The organism is Catellatospora paridis (assembly GCF_009720365.1).
In the GTDB taxonomy this organism is placed as follows: domain Bacteria; phylum Actinomycetota; class Actinomycetes; order Mycobacteriales; family Micromonosporaceae; genus Catellatospora; species Catellatospora paridis.
In genome coordinates, this window is the sequence record NZ_ML769312.1 from 489,360 (window position 1) to 507,206 (window position 17,847).

20 protein-coding genes are annotated in these 17,847 nt (G+C 71.1%); 11 read left to right on the forward strand and 9 right to left on the reverse strand.

Features of this window, described 5'->3' with window-relative positions:
* The first annotated feature begins 1 nt into the window (after position 1).
* From F9C41_RS02020 to F9C41_RS02030, 3 genes are all read left to right on the forward strand, one after another.
* Positions 2-493, forward strand: coding sequence for an HAD domain-containing protein (locus tag F9C41_RS02020; RefSeq protein WP_155384838.1), 492 nt, complete (start codon positions 2-4; stop codon positions 491-493).
* Between the two features lie 138 nt (positions 494-631).
* Positions 632-1,204, forward strand: coding sequence for a hypothetical protein (locus tag F9C41_RS02025; RefSeq protein WP_155384839.1), 573 nt, complete (start codon positions 632-634; stop codon positions 1,202-1,204).
* Positions 1,201-2,193 (forward strand): tyrosinase family protein, encoded by a 993-nt coding sequence (locus F9C41_RS02030; RefSeq protein WP_155384840.1) that lies wholly within the window; start codon positions 1,201-1,203, stop codon positions 2,191-2,193. Before F9C41_RS02025 ends, F9C41_RS02030 begins: the two co-directional genes overlap by 4 nt.
* A gap of 80 nt (positions 2,194-2,273) precedes the next feature.
* On the opposite strand, the gene F9C41_RS02035 is transcribed toward F9C41_RS02030, so the two are convergent.
* Both F9C41_RS02035 and F9C41_RS02040 read right to left on the reverse strand, forming a co-directional pair.
* On the reverse strand, positions 2,274-3,647 hold the full coding sequence (locus F9C41_RS02035; RefSeq protein ID WP_155384841.1) for a permease prefix domain 1-containing protein: 1,374 nt from the start codon (positions 3,645-3,647) through the stop codon (positions 2,274-2,276).
* Entirely contained in the window at positions 3,644-4,018 is a 375-nt protein-coding gene (locus F9C41_RS02040) for a PadR family transcriptional regulator (RefSeq protein ID WP_155384842.1), read from the reverse strand. The genes F9C41_RS02035 and F9C41_RS02040 overlap by 4 nt, the downstream gene beginning before the upstream one ends.
* Before the next feature lie 75 nt (positions 4,019-4,093).
* On the opposite strand from F9C41_RS02040, the gene F9C41_RS02045 reads away from it, so the two are divergent.
* On the forward strand, positions 4,094-5,224 hold the full coding sequence (locus F9C41_RS02045) for a hypothetical protein (RefSeq protein WP_196279588.1): 1,131 nt from the start codon (positions 4,094-4,096) through the stop codon (positions 5,222-5,224).
* Between the two features lie 253 nt (positions 5,225-5,477).
* A complete protein-coding gene (locus F9C41_RS02050) occupies positions 5,478-6,791 on the forward strand; it encodes a diaminopimelate decarboxylase family protein (protein WP_155384844.1) in 1,314 nt (437 codons plus the stop codon).
* 55 nt (positions 6,792-6,846) lie between these two features.
* On the opposite strand, the gene F9C41_RS02055 is transcribed toward F9C41_RS02050, so the two are convergent.
* Entirely contained in the window at positions 6,847-7,830 is a 984-nt protein-coding gene (locus F9C41_RS02055) for a glycoside hydrolase family 11 protein (protein WP_155384845.1), read from the reverse strand.
* A gap of 231 nt (positions 7,831-8,061) precedes the next feature.
* On the opposite strand from F9C41_RS02055, the gene F9C41_RS02060 reads away from it, so the two are divergent.
* On the forward strand, positions 8,062-8,748 hold the full coding sequence (locus tag F9C41_RS02060; RefSeq protein WP_230689218.1) for a GNAT family N-acetyltransferase: 687 nt from the start codon (positions 8,062-8,064) through the stop codon (positions 8,746-8,748).
* Between the two features lie 3 nt (positions 8,749-8,751).
* Here the strand turns inward: F9C41_RS02060 and F9C41_RS02065 are convergent, their stop codons facing one another.
* The 3 genes from F9C41_RS02065 to F9C41_RS02075 form a co-directional block, all read right to left on the reverse strand.
* Positions 8,752-9,495, reverse strand: coding sequence for an MBL fold metallo-hydrolase (locus F9C41_RS02065; RefSeq protein WP_155384846.1), 744 nt, complete (start codon positions 9,493-9,495; stop codon positions 8,752-8,754).
* A 40-nt stretch (positions 9,496-9,535) separates the two neighbouring features.
* Positions 9,536-10,771 carry an LCP family protein gene (locus tag F9C41_RS02070; protein ID WP_155384847.1) on the reverse strand — a complete coding sequence of 412 codons (1,236 nt, stop codon included), beginning with the start codon at positions 10,769-10,771 and terminating at the stop codon, positions 9,536-9,538.
* Between the two features lie 78 nt (positions 10,772-10,849).
* A complete protein-coding gene (locus F9C41_RS02075; protein WP_155384848.1) occupies positions 10,850-11,200 on the reverse strand; it encodes a hypothetical protein in 351 nt (116 codons plus the stop codon).
* 37 nt (positions 11,201-11,237) lie between these two features.
* Between F9C41_RS02075 and F9C41_RS02080 the strand changes: the two genes are divergently transcribed.
* Positions 11,238-11,654 carry a Rieske (2Fe-2S) protein gene (locus tag F9C41_RS02080; RefSeq protein ID WP_155384849.1) on the forward strand — a complete coding sequence of 139 codons (417 nt, stop codon included), beginning with the start codon at positions 11,238-11,240 and terminating at the stop codon, positions 11,652-11,654.
* On the opposite strand, the gene F9C41_RS02085 is transcribed toward F9C41_RS02080, so the two are convergent.
* Both F9C41_RS02085 and F9C41_RS02090 read right to left on the reverse strand, forming a co-directional pair.
* Complete coding sequence (locus tag F9C41_RS02085) at positions 11,641-12,123, reverse strand: VOC family protein (RefSeq protein ID WP_155384850.1); 483 nt, start codon at positions 12,121-12,123, stop codon at positions 11,641-11,643. The genes F9C41_RS02080 and F9C41_RS02085 overlap by 14 nt on opposite strands.
* A gap of 146 nt (positions 12,124-12,269) precedes the next feature.
* Entirely contained in the window at positions 12,270-12,854 is a 585-nt protein-coding gene (locus F9C41_RS02090; RefSeq protein WP_155384851.1) for an NADPH-dependent FMN reductase, read from the reverse strand.
* A gap of 138 nt (positions 12,855-12,992) precedes the next feature.
* On the opposite strand from F9C41_RS02090, the gene F9C41_RS02095 reads away from it, so the two are divergent.
* Complete coding sequence (locus F9C41_RS02095) at positions 12,993-13,361, forward strand: winged helix-turn-helix transcriptional regulator (RefSeq protein WP_230689219.1); 369 nt, start codon at positions 12,993-12,995, stop codon at positions 13,359-13,361.
* 25 nt (positions 13,362-13,386) lie between these two features.
* On the opposite strand, the gene F9C41_RS02100 is transcribed toward F9C41_RS02095, so the two are convergent.
* Entirely contained in the window at positions 13,387-15,741 is a 2,355-nt protein-coding gene (locus F9C41_RS02100) for an FdhF/YdeP family oxidoreductase (protein WP_230689220.1), read from the reverse strand.
* Between the two features lie 247 nt (positions 15,742-15,988).
* Between F9C41_RS02100 and F9C41_RS02105 the strand changes: the two genes are divergently transcribed.
* From F9C41_RS02105 to F9C41_RS02115, 3 genes are all read left to right on the forward strand, one after another.
* On the forward strand, positions 15,989-16,573 hold the full coding sequence (locus F9C41_RS02105) for a hypothetical protein (RefSeq protein ID WP_155384852.1): 585 nt from the start codon (positions 15,989-15,991) through the stop codon (positions 16,571-16,573).
* Between the two features lie 17 nt (positions 16,574-16,590).
* Positions 16,591-17,247: a hypothetical protein gene (locus F9C41_RS02110; protein WP_155384853.1), complete on the forward strand. Its 657-nt coding sequence runs from the start codon at positions 16,591-16,593 to the stop codon at positions 17,245-17,247.
* A gap of 77 nt (positions 17,248-17,324) precedes the next feature.
* The gene (locus tag F9C41_RS02115; protein WP_155384854.1) at positions 17,325-17,759 is read left to right on the forward strand and encodes a nitroreductase family deazaflavin-dependent oxidoreductase; all 435 of its coding nucleotides are present in this window, start codon (positions 17,325-17,327) and stop codon (positions 17,757-17,759) included.
* Positions 17,760-17,847 lie beyond the last annotated feature (88 nt).

The window sequence follows — 17,847 nt, forward strand, 5'->3', positions numbered from 1 at the left end:
CATGTCGGGTGCCACGAACCGTCCGTTGCTGTTCCTCGACGTCGACGGGCCGCTGCTTCCGTTCGGCATGACCGAGCAGCCCGAACGTCCCGCAGCACCCCCGCAACCAGGCGTACATCCCTTGCTGGCCCGGCTAGTCCCCGAGCACGGGCGCGCACTGTCGCGGTTGCCGTGCGATCTGGTATGGGCCACGACCTGGATGGACGATGCCAACGAGGTGATCGCGCCGAGGCTCGGGCTGCCGGAACTGCCCGTCGTGACCTGGCCCGGCGAGGACGATGAGGACACCCGGCTGCACTGGAAGACCCGTGGCCTGGTCGAGTGGGCGGCAGGTCGTTCGTTCGTCTGGGTCGACGACGAGATCACCGACGCGGACCGTGCCTGGGTGTCCGCGCATCATCACGGGCACGCACTGCTGCACCGCGTCGACGCCCGCACCGGTCTCACCGATGCCGACTTCGCCGTCATCGGCCGCTGGCTGACAGGGCTCTGACGCTCCTGTCACACGCGTCAGCGCTTCCGTTGTCGGAATGCCGTCGTGGCGTTGTGAGGGCTCTGTCCGGGTGCCACAGTGCGTTGGCCTGCGGCGGTGTTCGCCCCGGGCGTTGCGGTAGCACGGTGGAGGGAACCAGTGAGTTTCACGAAGGACGACGGCCCGGCGCTCGCCGGGTTCACGGCCGCGCTGCAGGCCGGCGGTTACGGGCTGCCCGATCCGTCGGTGGCCGGTCATGGGCACGCGCACGGCACGGACGGCGTGTCGACGTCGGTGCGCACCGCGGTGCACCGCGGGCGGGAGATCCGGATCGAGACCACCTACAAGATCACGATCGACGGCAAGCCGCTGGAGGGCGGCCTGGAGGTGCTCGACAACGGCGCGGTGCACTACCACGGGCTGCCGCAGTACGCGCTGCCGTCGGCGATCGACATGTGCAAGCGGGTGCTGGACTACTTCGGCACCGAGCCGCCGGCCGTCGACGAGCTCGGCTGCCTGCTCGGCGAGCACGGCGAGCACTGCGGCAACGGCACCACCTGCTGCGTGGACGACAAGGACCACCAGCACGGCACGGAGCACGAGCACGGTGCGGAGCACGAGCACGGTGCGGAGCAGGAGCACGGTGCGCAGCCGCAGCCGGCGGCGCCGGTCCCGGCGCAGCCGTCGCACGACCACGACCGGCACCAGCACCACGGGGAGGGGCACCGGTGACCGCCGTCCGCGCTGACATCCAGACCTCCGACGCCGCCCGCGAGCGCTTCCTCGCCGGGGCCGTCGCGCTCAACGCCGAGCCGTCGGGCTACACCACCGCACAGCTCAACCAGCTGCTGTCGCCGTCGGTCCCGGGTTTTCGCCTGTACGGCGTGGACCAGCAGCTGACCACCTGGGACCTGTTCGTGCTGTGGCACTTCGTGGCGATGCAGATGCCCAGTAGTCCGACCCGCCCGATGCGCAACCTGGCCCACGGCGGCCCGATCTTCCTGCCCTGGCACCGGATGTTCCTGCTGCGCCTGGAGCAGCAGATCCAGCGAGTCACCGGCGATCCGGAGGCCGGTCTGCCGTACTGGGACTGGACCGTCGACGGCGGGCTGCCCGCCGACCAGCAGCACACCAGTTCGCTGTGGGGCGCTGCGGCGCTGGGCGACGCGCGTGGCGACGTGGTCAGCGGCCCGCTGGCCGCGATGCGGGTGCGGCTGATGGGTTACGGCACGCAGCTGTGGTCGGTCGCGCCGCGCCCGCTGCAGCGCAACGCCGGCACCGACGCCGACGTGCCCGGCCTGCCCGTCGCCGACGACGCCAAGTGGGTTCTCGAGGACGGGCTGGGCTACGACAGCGCGCCGTGGGACGTGAGCTCCGACGGGTTCCGCAACCGGGTGGAGGGCTGGCTCGATCCACGCCGGGTGGGCCAGGCGGGCAGCCCGCAGATGCACAACCGGGTGCACGTGTGGGTCGGCGGTGACATGGGCCCGGGCACCTCGCCCAACGATCCGCTGTTCTACCTCAACCACTGCAACGTGGACCGGTTGTGGGAGGCGTGGCTGACCCGCCGTGGGCGCAGCTACTCCCCGGGCGACGGCGACGAGCAGGTGCCGAGCGGGCAGGGTCTGAACGACACGATGGTCACGCTGCTCGGCGACCCGCTGACCCCGGCGCAGGTCCTCGATGCGTCAGCCTGGTACGGCTACGACTCGATCGGGTAGACCTGTCGAGCGAGTCCCCGAACGTTCGATGGCGCGGCTGGAATCTGCCGCGCCATCGAACGTTCTTGCGTGACCTGTGGTCAGGCGAAGTCGAACAGGGGCGGGAACGCCAGCACGACGATCCAGGCCCAGGCCGCGTACACCACGAGGTAGCGGGTCTGCCAGTGCTCCATCCTGCCGAAGGGCAGCCGGCCGCGGACGAAGCCGAGGAACAGCCAGGCCGACCAGGACAGGTTGGCCAGCAGGACGAGGTTCTCGCCGAGTGCGGCCGTCTTGTTGGCGGTGAATCCGAATTCGGTGATCCGGCCGGTGATCGCGGCCAGCACCAGCACGTCGATGACGAGCGCGGTGACCACGAGGGCGAGCTGCAGCTTGTCGAAGACGCCGGGCTTGGCCGCGGGGTCGCGGGCCGAGATGGCGTACAGCAGCAGGCCGAGCACCACGACCAGCAGCAGGTCGAAGATGATGAGCACGTCGCGCTCGACGTCGATGCCGTTGCTGGTCCAGACGATCGCGCCGAGCAGGACCAGCAGCGTGACCGTGAACAGCGGGGTGAACACCCGGGTCAGCACCGGTGCCATGTTCTCGACGACGCTCTGCTTGGCCTCCACGAGCCAGGCCGCGACCACGACCCCGGCCATGGCGCCACAGGGCACCAGCCACTGCCCGACGAACGTCTCCGCGTTCAGGCCGATGGCCGAGAAGGTGCCGACGGTGAAGGCGGTCAGCACACCGCCGCCGAGGGCGATGAGCACGAAGTAGATGAACCATTCGCCGGTGAACCGGATGAAGTCCATCCGCCGCCGGTCGGACCGCCACTCGCCGCCGGTATAGGCGACACCCACCACCAGCCACAGCGCGATCGGCAGGTGGATCATGGTCAGCACGATGGTCTGCGAGTCCATGGCCATCGGGTACGCGTTGGCCGCCACCGCGCCGAGGGCGAACAGCGCGACCAGCACACCGATGACGCCGGGGCTGACCCGTCGCCGCCACGCGAAGTAGGCCGCCAGCGGAGCCAGCGCGAACAGGCCGAAGTTGCGCAGGTAGAAGCCGCCGTTGTTGTCGTCGGTGAAGTCCACGCCGAACAGGGTCGGCACCTTGAACGCCACCGCCGCGCCGACCGCGAAGGCGATCATGGTCGGCAGCTCGCGCCGCTTGCGGGAGGTCGGCGTGCCGGCGTCGTCGCCGGTCAGCACCAGCTGCTTCCAGAGGCGCTCGGAGTGCTCCCGGGCGAATTCGCGGGACAGTTCGTCGAGGCTGCCCATGCGCTTGACGGCGATGAGGAACGCCTCGTCGCTGTGCAGGCCCGCCGCCGTGAGCTCGGCGATCCGGTCGCGCAGGTGGTCCTCCAGCTCCTCGGCGTCAGGCTGGTGCAGCTCCCGGCGGCGGCGCATGTAGGCGCGCCACTCGGCGATCTGCTTCTCGAGGTCGTTGTTGCTGTCGACGGTCATCCGGTCACGCCCCACGCGGATGCGGGGATCGGGCGCAGCGACGCCCCGGCGTTCCACACCCCGCGCAGGGTGTCGACGACCGCGGCCCACTGGCGGCGCTGCTCAGCCAGCTCCTTCAGGCCTTGGTCGGTGATGCGGTAGTACTTGCGGCGCCGCCCCTCCGCCGGGGTCTGCCACGTCGACTCGACGTGACCCAGCCGTTCCAGCCGGTGCAGCAGCGGGTAGAGCAAGCCGTCGGTCCATTCGAGATGGCCGCCGGACATTTCGTTGACCTGTTTGAGGATCGCGTAGCCATAGCTCTCACCATCGGCCAGGATGCCCAGCACGAGGGGGGTAGCCGAGGCTGCGACGAGATCTTTCGTGATGTGCACGAGGACACCGCCTATACCTAGAACTGCTATGCATACTAGTTCTAGGTATGAGGCCGCGCAACATCCTCCGCGATCATGGTGTGGGACCCTGGGCGGGTGCAGCAGGATCCACTCACCTCGGCCCAGCGGCTCGCGAGCCTCGGCGATCACGCCGGTGCGCTCCGGCTCGCCCGCGAGCTGGAGGCGCAGTACGCGCTGGAGGGCGACGACGGCGCGACCATGCTGGTCTGGGTCCGTCTCTTCATGGCGCGCTGGCTGGCCGTGCAGCAGGAGCCCGATCGGCCGGCCGCGCTGACCGTGCTCGACGCGGCCGAGACCGCCTGGCGCTCCCCGGCCGTCCAGGGGTCGGAGCTGGTGCACGTGCTGGGCGCCGAACTCATGTCCCTGCGCAGCTTCGTGCTGCGCCAGCTCGGCCACGCCGCGGCGAGCCTCGCGGCGGTCGAGCAGGCCCTGGAGCTGTTCACCGAGCTGGAGCAGACCGCGCCGGAGGTGCTGTCCGCGGTGGGACGGGTGCCGCTGCTGCTCAACCGGGGCGCGGCGTTGGCCGACCTGGGCCGGACCGCCGAGTCCCTCGCACCGCTGGCCCAGGCCCTCGACGTGCTGCGGGCCACCGCCCCCGGCAGCCACCGGGAGATCGAGATCGAGCTGCTCGTGCTGCAGGGCACGTCGCTGACCCTGCTCGGCCGCTTCGCCGACGCCGAGGCCGCCGAGGCGGAGGCGATCGCCCTTGCCCGCACGGAGACCGACCGGCCCGCTCGACACCTGCTCGCCACCGCGCTGACCAACCACGCCACCACGCTGACCCGCACCCGGCGCCTCGACGAGGCGCTCGCCGCCGTCGGTGAGGCGATGAGCGTGCTGCGGGCGCTCGACGGTGAGCCGGTGACGGCCGCGCAGCGCCGCCGCTGGGCGATGCCGCTGTCCACCGAGGCCGAGGTGCTGCTCGCGCAGGGACGCCGGGCCGACGCGGCGAGGTCCGCGCGGCGGGCCGAGCCCATCCTGCGCGAGTACGCCGAGCACGCGCCGATGCTGGTGGCGGGCTCCCTGGCCAACGTCTGCCTGCTCATCGGCGAGGCCGAGGACGACCCGGTTTACGCGGCGGAGGCGTTCGAGCGCCTGAACACGTTGAACGACCTGTTCCCGGGCCGCTACGAGTACTGGTGGCGGCGTGCCGGGGAACTGGTCGCCCGGCTGCGGGCGAGCTGACCACACCACGGGACGGCCCGCCATTGTCGGGCTGACGCGTCGGCGCTTGCGCCGCCGCGGACCGCGCCCGCCGCCGTCACGGCGTCAAGAACCGGGCCGCTGCCGTAGCGACCGCGTCAAGGCGCTGGCCGCCGGGTGTCCGGGCCGGGTGTCATGGGGCGGTGACACCGACAGCCTCTCCGGCGGAGCCCGCCGACACCGCGGCCCGACCGGCCCTCCGCACGCCCACCGCCCTGCCGCGGGAGGGGTTGCGATGACCCTCGCCGACGTCATCCCCTCACTGCGCTCCTCCCTGCCGCCGCGCGGACTGGACCGAGCGCTGTGGCCGCTGACCACCGAACACGGCCGGGGCGGCGTCAGCATCGGCGGCGTGCCGCTGATGGCGATCGAAGAGGAGTTCGGCACCCCCGCCTACGTCCTGGACGAAGCCGACGTCCGCGAACGCTGCGCCGCGTACGGTGCCGCGTTCGGCCCTGCGCAGGTCGTCTATGCCGCGAAGGCGCTGCTCAGCCGCGGCCTGCTGCGGTGGATCGACGAAGCGGGCCTCGGCCTGGCCGTGTACTCGACCGGCCAGTGGCAGCTGGCCATGGCCGCGGGCTTCCCGCCCGAACGCGTCGTCGTGCACGGCGACGTCGACGCCCGCGGCGCGGGCCGGGTCGTCATCGAGTCCGCCGCCGACATCGCCCGGCTGACCTGCACCCGCCGCCCCCGACGCCAGCAGGTCATGCTCCGGCTGCTGCCCGCGCAACTCGGCTTCACCGAGCCAGGACTGCCTGCCTGCCCGAGCGAGGACCGATTCGGCGTGCCCACCACCGGTGCCGAACTGGCCGAACTCGTCGACGAGATCACGTCCAGCCCCCTGCTGGAACTCGTCGGCCTCGACGTCTACCTCGGCTCGCAGCTCGCCCAGTTCGGGGGCTACGAACACGCCATCACCCAGCTCATCGCCACCAGCGCCGAGCTGCGCCGCGCCCACGGCGTGCAGATCGAGGAGATCAACCTCGGCGGCGGGTTCGCGGTCGCGCACACCGGACGCGAGACCACCCTGCCCGTCGACCCGTTCGCCGCCCGGATGCGCCGCGTGCTCGCCCTGGCCTGCGACCGCGCCTCGGCACCGCGGCCACGGCTGTCGGTCACCCCCGGCCGCGCCGTCGTCGCCCGCGCGGGCGTGGCCCTCTACCGCGTCCTGGCCGTCCGCCACGAACAGGGCCACCAGCTCGTCGCCGTCGACGGCGGCCTGAGCGACAACCCCCGCCCCGCCCTGTACGGCGCCCGCTACACGGCGGTCCTGGTCGGCCGGGCCAGCCAGGCCGGCACCGTGTCCACGACCGTGGTCGGCCGCCACGACGAGACCGGCGACGTGCTCGTGCGCGATGAGCCGCTGCCCGACGACCTGCGGCCCGGCGACCTGCTCGCCGTGCCCGGCTGCGGCGCCTACCACTTCCCGCTGGCGTCCAACTACGACCTCGTGGGCCGTCCACCGCTCATCGCGGTCCGTGACGGGCAGGCGCGCGTGCTCGTACGCCGCGAGACCCTCGACGACGTCCTGCGCCGCGACGCGGCGTGAGCCGGCGCGGCGGCCGTGGGCCGCCGCGCCGCTGGTGCGGTGTCGGGGATCGGGGTCAGCCTGCGCTGCAGGAGACGGTCGGCCAGGTGTAGTTCCCGTTGTGCTGGATGGTCACGCCCCAGTTGTTGCCGCTGCCGTTGGGTCTGGCGACAAGCTGCTGGGCCGTCGGGTAGCTCGCGCTGATGTTCCAGGTGGAGAGGACCTTGGCGGGGGAGGGCACGTTCATGGACACGGTCCAGTTGGTCGCGCCGCTGACCGAGACGCTGAGGTTGTACCGGTCGCTCCACTGCTGGCCCGCGGACAGCGTCGCGGTGCAACCGCCGCCGCCGCCGCCGCCTCCGCCGCCTCCGCCACCGGTGGAGCCCAGCGTGATGTTGGAGTTGCCGCTGCTCTGGTAGCCCTCGGTAGCCATGATCATGTAGTTGTGGCTGCCGAGGCTCATGCCCTTGCTCGCCCACGCGTCGAAGTGAATGCCGGAGGTGATCGTCCCGCCGGTCTTCTTCGACTGCCGCACACTCCAGTACTGGTTGAAGGTCCTGGTGCCTTCGATGGAGGGGGCGTTGTACCGCGTCGTCTGGTAGATGTCGTACGTGCCGCCGTCGCTGGTGACCGTGCCCTTGTAGGTGCCGGTGGGCCGGTAGGTGCCCCAGTTGTCGACGATGTAGTACTCGACGAGCGGGTTCGTCGTCCAGCCGTAGAGGGTCAGGTAGGCGTTGCCGGACGGGTTGAAGCTGCCGGAGTAGGTGACGGACCGGCGTCCGCCGGTGCTCCAGCCCCTGCCGGCGACGAAGTTGCCGGTGTTGCTCCACGAAGTGCTGTAGTTGCCGCCGGACCCCAGCTCCATGGAGACCGTGCCGGGGCTGTCGGTCCAGAACGAGTAGAAGTAGCCGTTGTTGGTGCCGGTCTGGTTCGAGGTCACGGCCGCGCTGGCGGCGCCGGGCAGCATCGTGGTGGCCGCGACCATCGCCGCGATGCAGACTGCGCCGAGCAGAAGCCTGGCGCGGCCGCGGCTGGTCGGGGGAGCGGGTGCGTCGATCATGGGTGTGCTTCCTCCTCGGGAGAGGCCGACGGGCAGGCCGGTCGTCGGGCGCGCGACGCCCGGTGGAGCAGATCGGGTGACCCGGATCGACGATGTCGAACTTCGTCGATGGCGAAAGTATTTGTCCCGTGTCGTCGAGCTGTCAACGACTTCCGGAAACTTTCGGATAACCAGCAGGCAAGAACCGAGTCTGGTGGATGTATCGTGCCAGGTTGAGAACGGCTGGATGCCATGCTGGCAACGGGAAACCGGAACGTAATGATCCTCATTAGACGGGGAAATCCGAAAGTTTCGGCGTACTTCCGGGTCGTGTCGACAGGCGCGGTCAGGCATCCCGCGTCGGGCCACCTGTGTCGCGCGGTGCGCCAAAAGCAGTGGCGTCCGCGTGCCGACGGCGGCATGCTGCTCGTCGTGATCGAAATGCGCGTGCTGACCTCGGATGACTGGCCGATCTGGCGGGAGTTGCGGCTCGCCGCGCTGGCGGATGCGCCCTACGCCTTCGGATCCCGGCTGGCGGACTGGCAGGGCGAGGGCGATCGCAGCGAGCGGTGGCGGGCGCGGCTGGAGATTCCCGGCTCCTACAACCTCGTGGCGGTGCTCGACGGCCGCCCGGTCGGCATGGCCAGCGGTGTGCCGACCGACGACCGCGGTGTGGTGGAGCTGATCTCGATGTGGGTGGATCCCGCTGCCCGGGGCCGAGGCGTGGCCGACCACCTGCTGGCGGCGGTGGAGCGGTGGGCCGAGCAGGTGGGCGCGGACGTGTTGAAACTGGCTGTGGCGGAGGGCAACGATGCCGCCGCCGCCGTGTACCGGCGCAACGGTTTCCGGCTCACCGCGGAACTCGGCGACCTGATGCCGGACGGCGTACGCCGGGAGCAGATCATGGCGAAAAGTCTCGGCACCTCGCCGGACAGGTGACGGCTACCGCAGGTCCAGCACCAGATCGGTGGCGGCGACGGCCACCTCGCCGTCATATTCCTCGGCGGCCGCCGCCCGTGCCGCAGCCGGATCCGTGCCCGGCCACAGGTGGGTCAGCAGCAGTCGGCCGACACCGGCGGCCGCGGCCTGCCGACCCGCCTGGCGGGCGCTCGACAGGTGACGCCGTGAGCCCTCCGGCACCTCGTCCACGTGGGTGGCCTCGGCCAGCAGCACGTCCGCGCCGCGCGCCAGCTCCACCACGTCAGGGCTCGGACCGCTGTCACCGGTGTACGCGAGCACCCGGCCACCCGCGGCCAGCCGCACACCGGCGTTCGGCACCGAGTGCGGCAGCAGCCGAGTCCGTGCGTGAAACGGCCCGACATCGAAGGCACCCCCGTCGGTGACCTCGCGCAGCTCGTAGGCCCCGGCCAGCATCCCGGGCCGGTCCAGTGCCAGCACCGCGTCCAACGCCCCCGGCAGCGCGTACACCGGCAGCGGCGCCGGCGGATCGTCCCGCAGCGCGCGGGCCCGCAGCAGCGGATTCAGGTCGGCGCAGTGATCGGGGTGTCCGTGACTGATGAACACCGCGTCGACCTGCTCGGCGGTCACGTGTCGCAGCAGCTGGGGCACGGTCGCGTAGCCGAGGTCGACGACCAGCCGGAAGCCCTCGTGCTCCAGGAGGTAGCCGCTGCAGGCCTGGCCCGCGTCCGGCCATGCGCCGCACGCGCCGAGCACCCTGAGTCGCATCCGACCGACGATAGCCCGATCCGCCGACCGCGCCGGCGCATCAGCCCTTGATCAGGCCGGGGTGCAGCGCGAGAAAATTCTCGACCGAACCGGCGGCGACCGAGGCGAGGAACTGCCGTGCCGAGGCGTCCAACTGCTCGCCGAGGTACTCGTACTTCAGCTTGGGCTTCTCCGGCTTCTCAGGCTTCTCAGGGTCCTTGCTCGGGTCGGGGTCGACCGGGCTGGACGGTTTGGGGTCGGGCTTGTCGTCGGCCTTCTTGCTCTTGTCCTCGACCCAGCGGCCGACCCCGCCGCCGGACAGCCTGACCATGGCGATCTGGTCCGGGCGGAGGTCGCTCAGCGTGAACGCCCAGTCGACGAGGCTGCGGCCGCGTCCGCTGAAGGTCAGCGAGCTGCCTGCCGCGCGGAGCACCTTGTCCAGGCGCAGCGGGTCGGCGAGCAGGTCGGCGCTGAACCCCTTGGTGACCATCGCGCGGACCATCTGCTGCTGGTGCCGCTGGCGGGCGTAGTCGCCACCGGGGATGTAGCGCTGGCGGGCGTAGTCGAGGGCCTGCCAGCCGTTGAAGTGCCGCCGCCCGGGTTCGTACACCATCTGCGGGCCGACGTAGCCGGTGCTGCTCTTGCCGTGGTCGCGAGGGTCGCCGTCGGGCTCGCGGTGGATCGAGGCGACCCGCTGGTCGACGACCATGTCGACGCCGCCCAGGGCGTCGATGACGTCCTTGAACCCGCTGAAGTCGATGATGGCGCCGGCGTCGAACCGGGCGATCCCGGTGTATCGGCTGACGGTCGCGGCGAGCAGCTCGAAACCCTGCGCATTGTCGGCGCGGCGGCTGCCCGGCGTCTGCGCGCCGAAGAACATGGCATGGGCGAGCTTGTCCGCCTGGTTGCCGGGGTAACCGGACTTCGGAAACGGCGGGATCGCGACGAGCAGGTCCCTCGGCAGGGAGAACAGATATCCGCGGTCCAACCCGGCCGGGATGTGCATGACCAGGATCGAGTCGGCGCGGGGGATCCAGAACGGGTCGTCGTTGCGCGGGTCGATGCCGGCCAGCAGGATGTTGAGCGGGCCCTTGACATCGTCGCGCCGGGCAGGGACCTCGGCGTCGGGGCTCTCGCCCTGATCGCCGAACAGGTCCGCATGGTGCACCGCGTTCTCGTAGCGGGCGACCACCCGGTCCACGGCGACCAGCGCCGTCCCGGCGAACAGCATCAGGGCCGTGCCTGCCAGCACGCTCCAGCGCGCCCAGCGGGGCGCCGTACGTCGTTGTCTGCCCACCACGTATCGGACAACGAGTTCCCGGCCGAAACGATCCTACGCAATGTAGGTGACGTGGCAGCCCGATCGCGGGACTGGTCAGTCGTTGTCGGGGATGACCCGGGCGACGGGTTCCGCCCCTGTGCAAGTGACGACGACGCGCATTTCATTCTTGTCCTTCTTGAACCTTATGCGCGCTTCCTTGGCCGGGCCGGGCTCCGGGTCGTCGGCACGAAAACCCTGCGCGGGGCTCCAGGAGGTGAGCGTCACCGCGCCGCCCGCGCAGGAGGCATGGACCACGCCGCCGGGGGTGCTCAGGGAGCGGATCGCCGCGCTCGCGGACGGCTGCCCGGTCGGCGCGGGGGTGGCGGCCCCGGGGCTCGGCTGCGGGTTCGGGCTGCGGCCCAGCTCATCGCCCGTGAACTGGGCATTTGCGACGGTTCGCGGCACTAGGCTGGGGGGAGTCTGCTGTCGGCGGGGGTGTGCGATGGGAACGACGCGACGAGTGGTGCTCACCGGCACCGCAGCGAGCGCGATCAGCTTGGTCGGAGCGTGCGGATCGGCGGGGGAGCCGGGTGGTTCCGCGCCGCAACCGCCGGCCGCGCCGCCGACCGGCCCGGTGGTGCTGGGACCGTCGGCCGACGTCGCGGTGCACAGCGGGAAGGTGTACACGACCGAACAGGTCGTCGTCACCCAGCCCGTGGAGGGCTCGTTCAAGGCGTTCACGTCGATCTGCACGCACAAGCAGTGCCAGGTCGGCGCGGTCGAGAACGACCAGATCATCTGCCCGTGCCACGGCAGCAGGTACTCGGCGGTCGACGGGTCGGTGCTGAAGGGTCCGGCGACCCTGCCGCTCGCACCGAAGACGATCACGGTCGCCGAGGGGAAGATCACCCTCGACTGATGCGGCGGTGCAGCTCCTCCTCGGGGACGTCTTCGAGGTGGGTGAGGAACACCCACAGGTGGCCCGCGGGGTCCTTGAGGATGACCGTGCGGTCACCGTGGAACATGTCCTTCGGCGGCTGGAGGATCTCGGCGCCCGCGGCCTCGGCCCGTTCGGCCAGGCTGTCCACGTCCGGCACGTACACATGCAGCGTGACGGTCGTGCCGCCGCCGAGCGAGGTCGGCGCGGCGAAGGAGCCGGCTTCGGCCTCGTCCACGCTCGCGTCGCCCAGCATCAGCACCGAGCGCCCGATGGTGATCTCGGCGTGCAGGATGCCGCCGCCCGGAGCGTCGATCCTGATGTCCTCGCGGGCGCCGAACGCGCGCCGGTAGAAGTCGATCGCCGCGGCCGCGTCGTCGACCATGATGTGCGGGATCACGGCATAGCGGTAGCGGTCGGGGATCTCGGTGTGGGTGGTCTGCTCGGTCATGTGAACCTCCTTGAGCGGCCGGCGCCGTCATGCGCCGCGGCCCTGGAGGCAACCTAGAAGCTCAAGTTCGGTTCAGGTCAAGTGCTGCCGTCCGACGGCGGCCGGCGCCCGCCTCCCCGTCGGCGGGCGCCGGCCGTCGGGCCGGGTCAGGCCGCGTCGCGCGTCCGCGCGGTACGCAGCGCCCCGGCCCACCACAGCAGGTCGTCGGTGAGCAGCTTCAGGAACGGCTCGGCGGGTGCGAACACGGCCGTGTCGGTCGGGTCGGGCTGTTCGAGGGCAGGCAGGTAGAGGTCGGGGGCGATGTGCACGGCGCGGCGCAGGGGTGCCATCTCGAACTCGACGGCGACCTGGCGCAGCTGCTCGATCGCCCGCGCGCCGCCGACGCTGCCCCAGCCCACGAAGCTGACCGGCTTGCGGTGCCACTCGGCGTACGTCCAGTCCATGGCGTTCTTCAGCACCGCCGAGTAGCCGTGGTTGTATTCGGCGGCCAGCACGATGTAGCCGTCGGCGCGGTCGACGGTGCGGCCGAACCGCGCGACCTCGTCGTTGGCGTACTGCCGCGGGGTCCACATGGGGGCGGCCCCGTCGAAGAACGGCAGCGGATGGTCGCGCAGGTCGACCAGCTCGAACTCGACCCCGTCGTACTGCCGGGCGAAGCCGAGCACCCAGTGGGCGATCCGCTCGCTGAACCGTCCCTCGCGGGTCGTGCCGTTGATGACCTGGATGTGCATGTCGTGGTCTCTCTTCCCGTAACCGGTCGGCCGGCGTGGCCGCCGACCCGCGGCACGCTCTTGATCGCCGCGTATCCCCAGCTTGGCGTGGTTCGGCGCGACTGGGCAAAACTCCGGTTAGCTGCTTACCATTAGTAAGTGACCACGAAACTCTCGGCCTACGTGCCCGACCACCACGACGCCAGCGACGCCGCCTGCCGCGGCTTCCAGCCGGTCCTGGAGCTGCTGGGCCGCCGCTGGGTGGGCATGATCATGCTCGCCGGCCGGCGTGGCGCCCGTCGGTTCGGGCACTACCGGGCCTTCGCCGCCGGCATCTCCGACCGGGTGCTGACCCAGCGCCTGCGCGAACTGGAACACCACGGCCTGATCGAGCGCCAGGTCATCCCCAGCACCCCGGTACAGATCCTGTACGCGCCCACCGCCCGCGGCGTCGAGCTGATGGACGCGCTGCAGCCGCTGTTCGACTGGACCGCCCGCAACCCGGGGGCGTTCACGCACCAGCCGTGACCTGAACCGCGGTCATCCCGCCGGGTCAGGCCCGTGCCTGCTTGGTCACCTCGACGACGAGGTGCTTGGTGACCGGCTGCTCGCTCTGGCTGCTGATGTCGGCAAGGCCGCACAGCACGTTCAACTCGGGCATGTAGCCGGCCGCGTTGCCGGGCGGGATCGGGTGCGCGACCGCCCGGTACCCGTACAAGGTTCGCTGCGTGCCGTCGCGGGAGAAGCTGGTCACGTCGATGAGGTCGAACTCGGCCAGCCCGCGGGCGCGCATGTCGTCGGCGTTCATGAAGATGATGGTGCGCAGGCCGCGTACGCCGCGGTAGCGGTCGTCATTGGAGTAGATGCTCGTGTTGAACTGGTCGTGCGAGCGCACCGTGGTCAGCGTCAGCCGGCCCTCGCCGGGGTCGACGTCGTCGGGCAGCGGCCCGGACCAGAACTCGGCCTTGCCCGACGGCGTCACGAACACCCGCTCCCGGGACGGCTGGGCTATCCGGAACCCGTGCGGCTGGCGTGCTCGGGCGTTGAAGTTCTCGAAGCCGGGCAGCACCCGGGACATGGTGTCGCGGATGCGGTCGTAGTCGTCGACGTAGTCCTGCCAGGGCGTGTGGCTGTCCGGCAGGGTGGCCTGGGCCATCCCGCCGAGGATCGAGCACTCGGAGCGCAGGTGCGGTGAGACGGGATCCTTCATGCCGAACGAGATGTGCACCATCGCCATCGCGTCCTCGACGGTGATGCCCTGCTCCCCGGCGGCCTGCACGTCGCGCTCGGACCGGCCGAGGCAGGGCAGGATCAGGGCGCGCCGCCCGTGCACCAGGTGGCTGCGGTTGAGCTTGGTGCTCACCTGCACGGTCAGGTCGCAGTTGCGCAGCGCTTCGAAGGTTCGGGGCTGATCGGGGGCGGCCATCACGAAGTTGCCGCCGAGGGCGACGAACACCTTCACGTCGCCGCGCCGCATCGCCTCGATCGCCGCCACCGTGCCCAGGCCGTGCTCACGCGGCGGGTCGATGCCGCACACCTCGGCGAGCCGGTCCAGGAAGGCCTTGGTCGGCCGGTGGTCCACGCCGCAGGTCCGGTTGCCCTGCACGTTGCTGTGCCCGCGCACCGGCGCCGGCCCGGCCCCCGGCCGGCCGATGTTGCCGCGCAGCAGCAGCACGTTGGTGAGCTCACGGACCGTGTCCACGCCGTGCTCGTGCTGGGTCAGCCCGAGGCACCACGCGAAGATGACGCGCTGCGAATTCAGGTACGACGCGGCCAGCGAGCGGATGTCCACCTCGGTGATGCCGGAATCCCGCACGATGTCGGCCCACGACGTCGCCGCGACGGCCGCGCGGTAGTCCTCGAAGCCGGACGTGTAGGTGTCGATGAAGTCCCGGTCGAGCACGGCCGGATAGCTGTCGGCGACCTCGAACACGGCCTTGGCGACCCCGCGCATCAGGGCCAGGTCGCCGCCGATGCGGACCTGGACGTTCCTGGTGCCCGTGCGGGTGGTGCGGAAGGTGGCCATGTCGACGAACTCGTGCGGCACGATGGTCCGGCGCGAGGCCGCCTCGATCAGCGGGTTGATGTGAACCAGCGCCGCGCCGCGCCGGTCGGCCTCGGCCAGCCAGGTGAGCATGCGGGGCGCGTTGCTGCCCGCGTTGTCGGCCATCAGCCAGATCGCGTCGGCCTGCTCCCAGTCCTCCAGGTCGGTCGTGCCCTTGCCCGAGCCGAGGGCGGCGGTCAGCGCCCGGCCGCTGGCCTCGTGGCACATGTTCGAGCAGTCCGGCAGGTTGTTCGTGCCGAACTCGCGCACCCACAGCTGGTAGAGGAACGTGGCCTCGTTGCTCAGCCGCCCGGACGTGTAGAACGCTCCCTCGTTCGGGCTGCCCAGGCCCCGCAGGGTGCTGCCGACCAGGGCGAACGCGTCCTCCCAGGAGATCGGGACGTAGCGGTCGGTGTCCGGGTCGTAGGTCATCGGCTCGGCGAGCCGGCCGACGGCCTCCAGGTCGTAGTCGGTCCAGTTCACCAGTTCGGCGACCGGGTGCGCGGCGAAGAAGTCCCGGTCGGCCCGCGGCGGAGCCATCTCCCAGGTGACGTGCTTGACGCCGTTCTCGCAGATGTCCAGGCGCAGCCCGGTCGGGTCGTCCGGCCAGGCGCAGCCGGGGCAGTCGAAACCGCCGTCCTCGTGGTTCATCACCCACAGCGCCCGGATGCCCTCCACCGGTTCCGGGCTGCCCAGCAGGACCTTGCCGACGCTGCGCGCCGCGCCCCAGCCCGCCGCCGGGTGGTGGTATTCGTGCCGCGAGTAGCCGTCCGGTACCGGGCCGCGGCCCAGCGCGGCCGCGCCGGGCACGGCGCCCAGCATCAGCTGTTCGGCGTCGGGTGCCGGGTCGGGTGACGGTGCCATCGGTTCCGCCTTCCTCGCGCGCGCCTCCCGGCCGTTCGGCGCCGGAGGACTGTGCCCTGAGTCGGACCGCCGGACCGCTGTCGCGTTTTCCTGATCGAGGCAGCGACCGGCGCAGATGGAGATCATTTTATGCCCGCCGGGCCGGCCGGGTGCGGCTTCCGGCAAACCCGCCATGACCGCACCGTGACGCCGCGCTGACACTCCCTCGCGATCGTGGTCGTCAACCGACCCCACGAAGGGAAGACAGATGGCAGAGAACGTCAGCCGGCGACCGGGGAGCAAGTGGTCGCTCACCGGACTCGCCATGGCGTGTGCGGCAGCCCTGCTGCTCGCCACGCCCGGATCGGCGTACGCGTTCCCCGACAACGGCGACAGCACGCTCGCCGACAACGCGACGCACACCTACTGCTACACCAGTGGCTTCACCACCGACGCCTCGGTCGGCGGGTATGCCATGGCGGTGCTCGGCAACACCACCGACATGGACGACCTGTTCCCGATCGACCCGCCGACCTGCTCCTTCATGGAGACCGACGTGTGGTGGTGGGAGCTGAACCTCGCCGCGGGCATCCGGGGCACGCGCAGCTGCTGGCTGGAAAGCCCGGTCGGCATCTGCACCTCCTCGGACCTCACCCTCGACTACGCAGAGCTCGACGTCGGCGCGTTCGACTGGGAGGACCGGCGCAAGACCGCGGTGCACGAGGTCGGCCACAGCGTCGGCCTGGACCACGATCCCGGCTGCGCGATGATGTCGGGCCAGGTGCCCGACGCCACCCTGCAGTGGCGCACGTACTGCGCCGCCGAGATCGCCGACATCAACGGCGCCTACTGAGCTGGAGAGGAATCGTCATGCGCAAGATCCATTCCCGCCCGGCCCTGGCGCTGGTCGCGGCACTGAGCCTGTTCGCCGGAGGTTGCGCCGGTGACCGCGCGCCGGCCTCCGCGGAGCCGTTCGCGGCCCTGGTGACCAGGGGCGTCGACGTGGACTACACGCCGCTGGCCACCCCGGCGGCCGCGGTCGCCGCGGGTGAGCTGATCGTCGAGGGCACCCTGACCGGGGTGACCACGGGGATCGACCTGCAGTTCGCGAACACGGCGTACACGCAGCGCTGGGACGGCGCCTACGTCACGCTGGTCGTCACCGTCGACCGCGTGGTGGCCGGCAACGCGGCGCAGGTGCACAACGGCAAGGTGTTCGTGCAGGTGCTCAAGAACAAGGCGGTCAGCCCGGAGGCGCTGGCCGGGGCCAACGCGAACCCGAAGGTGGTCGCGGTGCTCGACAACCTCGCGGGCTGGACCCCGGGCGGCGGAGCCACCGTCGTCCGGCCCGCCACGGTGCCGGCCGCGGCTCCGCTGTTCGCCGCGTACACCGACGGGCTCTGGCTGCAGGGCACGGCGGACACCGTGATGTTCGGCCTGGGCGCCGAGCCGGGCGAGCTGGGCCAGGCGTGGGGCGGGGCGGACACGGTCGCGGAGTACGCGGCCAAGGTCCGCCAGGCCCTGTAGCGCCAGGGCAGGACACCGATCGCGCGACCGGGCACCGGTCGCGCGATCGGCTGCGTTCCGCCCATAAAGTGTGACGAATGGAGCTGACAGGGGAATACGCACCCGGGACCTGGGACATGTCGGTCAAGCAGGTCGAGACCTACGAGGCCAGCGGCGGCACGAAGGGCACCACGATCATGGGCAAGCCCGTCGTCGTCGTGACGATGCGCGGGGCCAGGTCCGGGAAGATCCGCAAGACGCCGCTGATGCGGGTTGAGCACGGCGGCAGCTACGCCATCGTGGCCTCGGTCGGCGGCCGGCCGAGCAATCCCGACTGGTACCACAACATCGTCGCCGATCCCGAGGTCATGCTGCAGGACGGGCCGGTCCGCGGGGCGTACACCGCGCACCTGGCCACCGGCGACGAGCGTCGCGTGTGGTGGGACCGGGCCGTCGAGGCCTTCCCGACGTACGCCGACTACCAGCGGAAGGTGACCCGCGAGATCCCGGTGTTCGTCCTCGACCCGGCCTGACCGTACGCCGTCCGGGACCGCGCCCCGCCCGACGAACATCTAATATGGAGCCTTCGTCGGGCCGGGGCCGCTCCGCGCCGACCGGCAC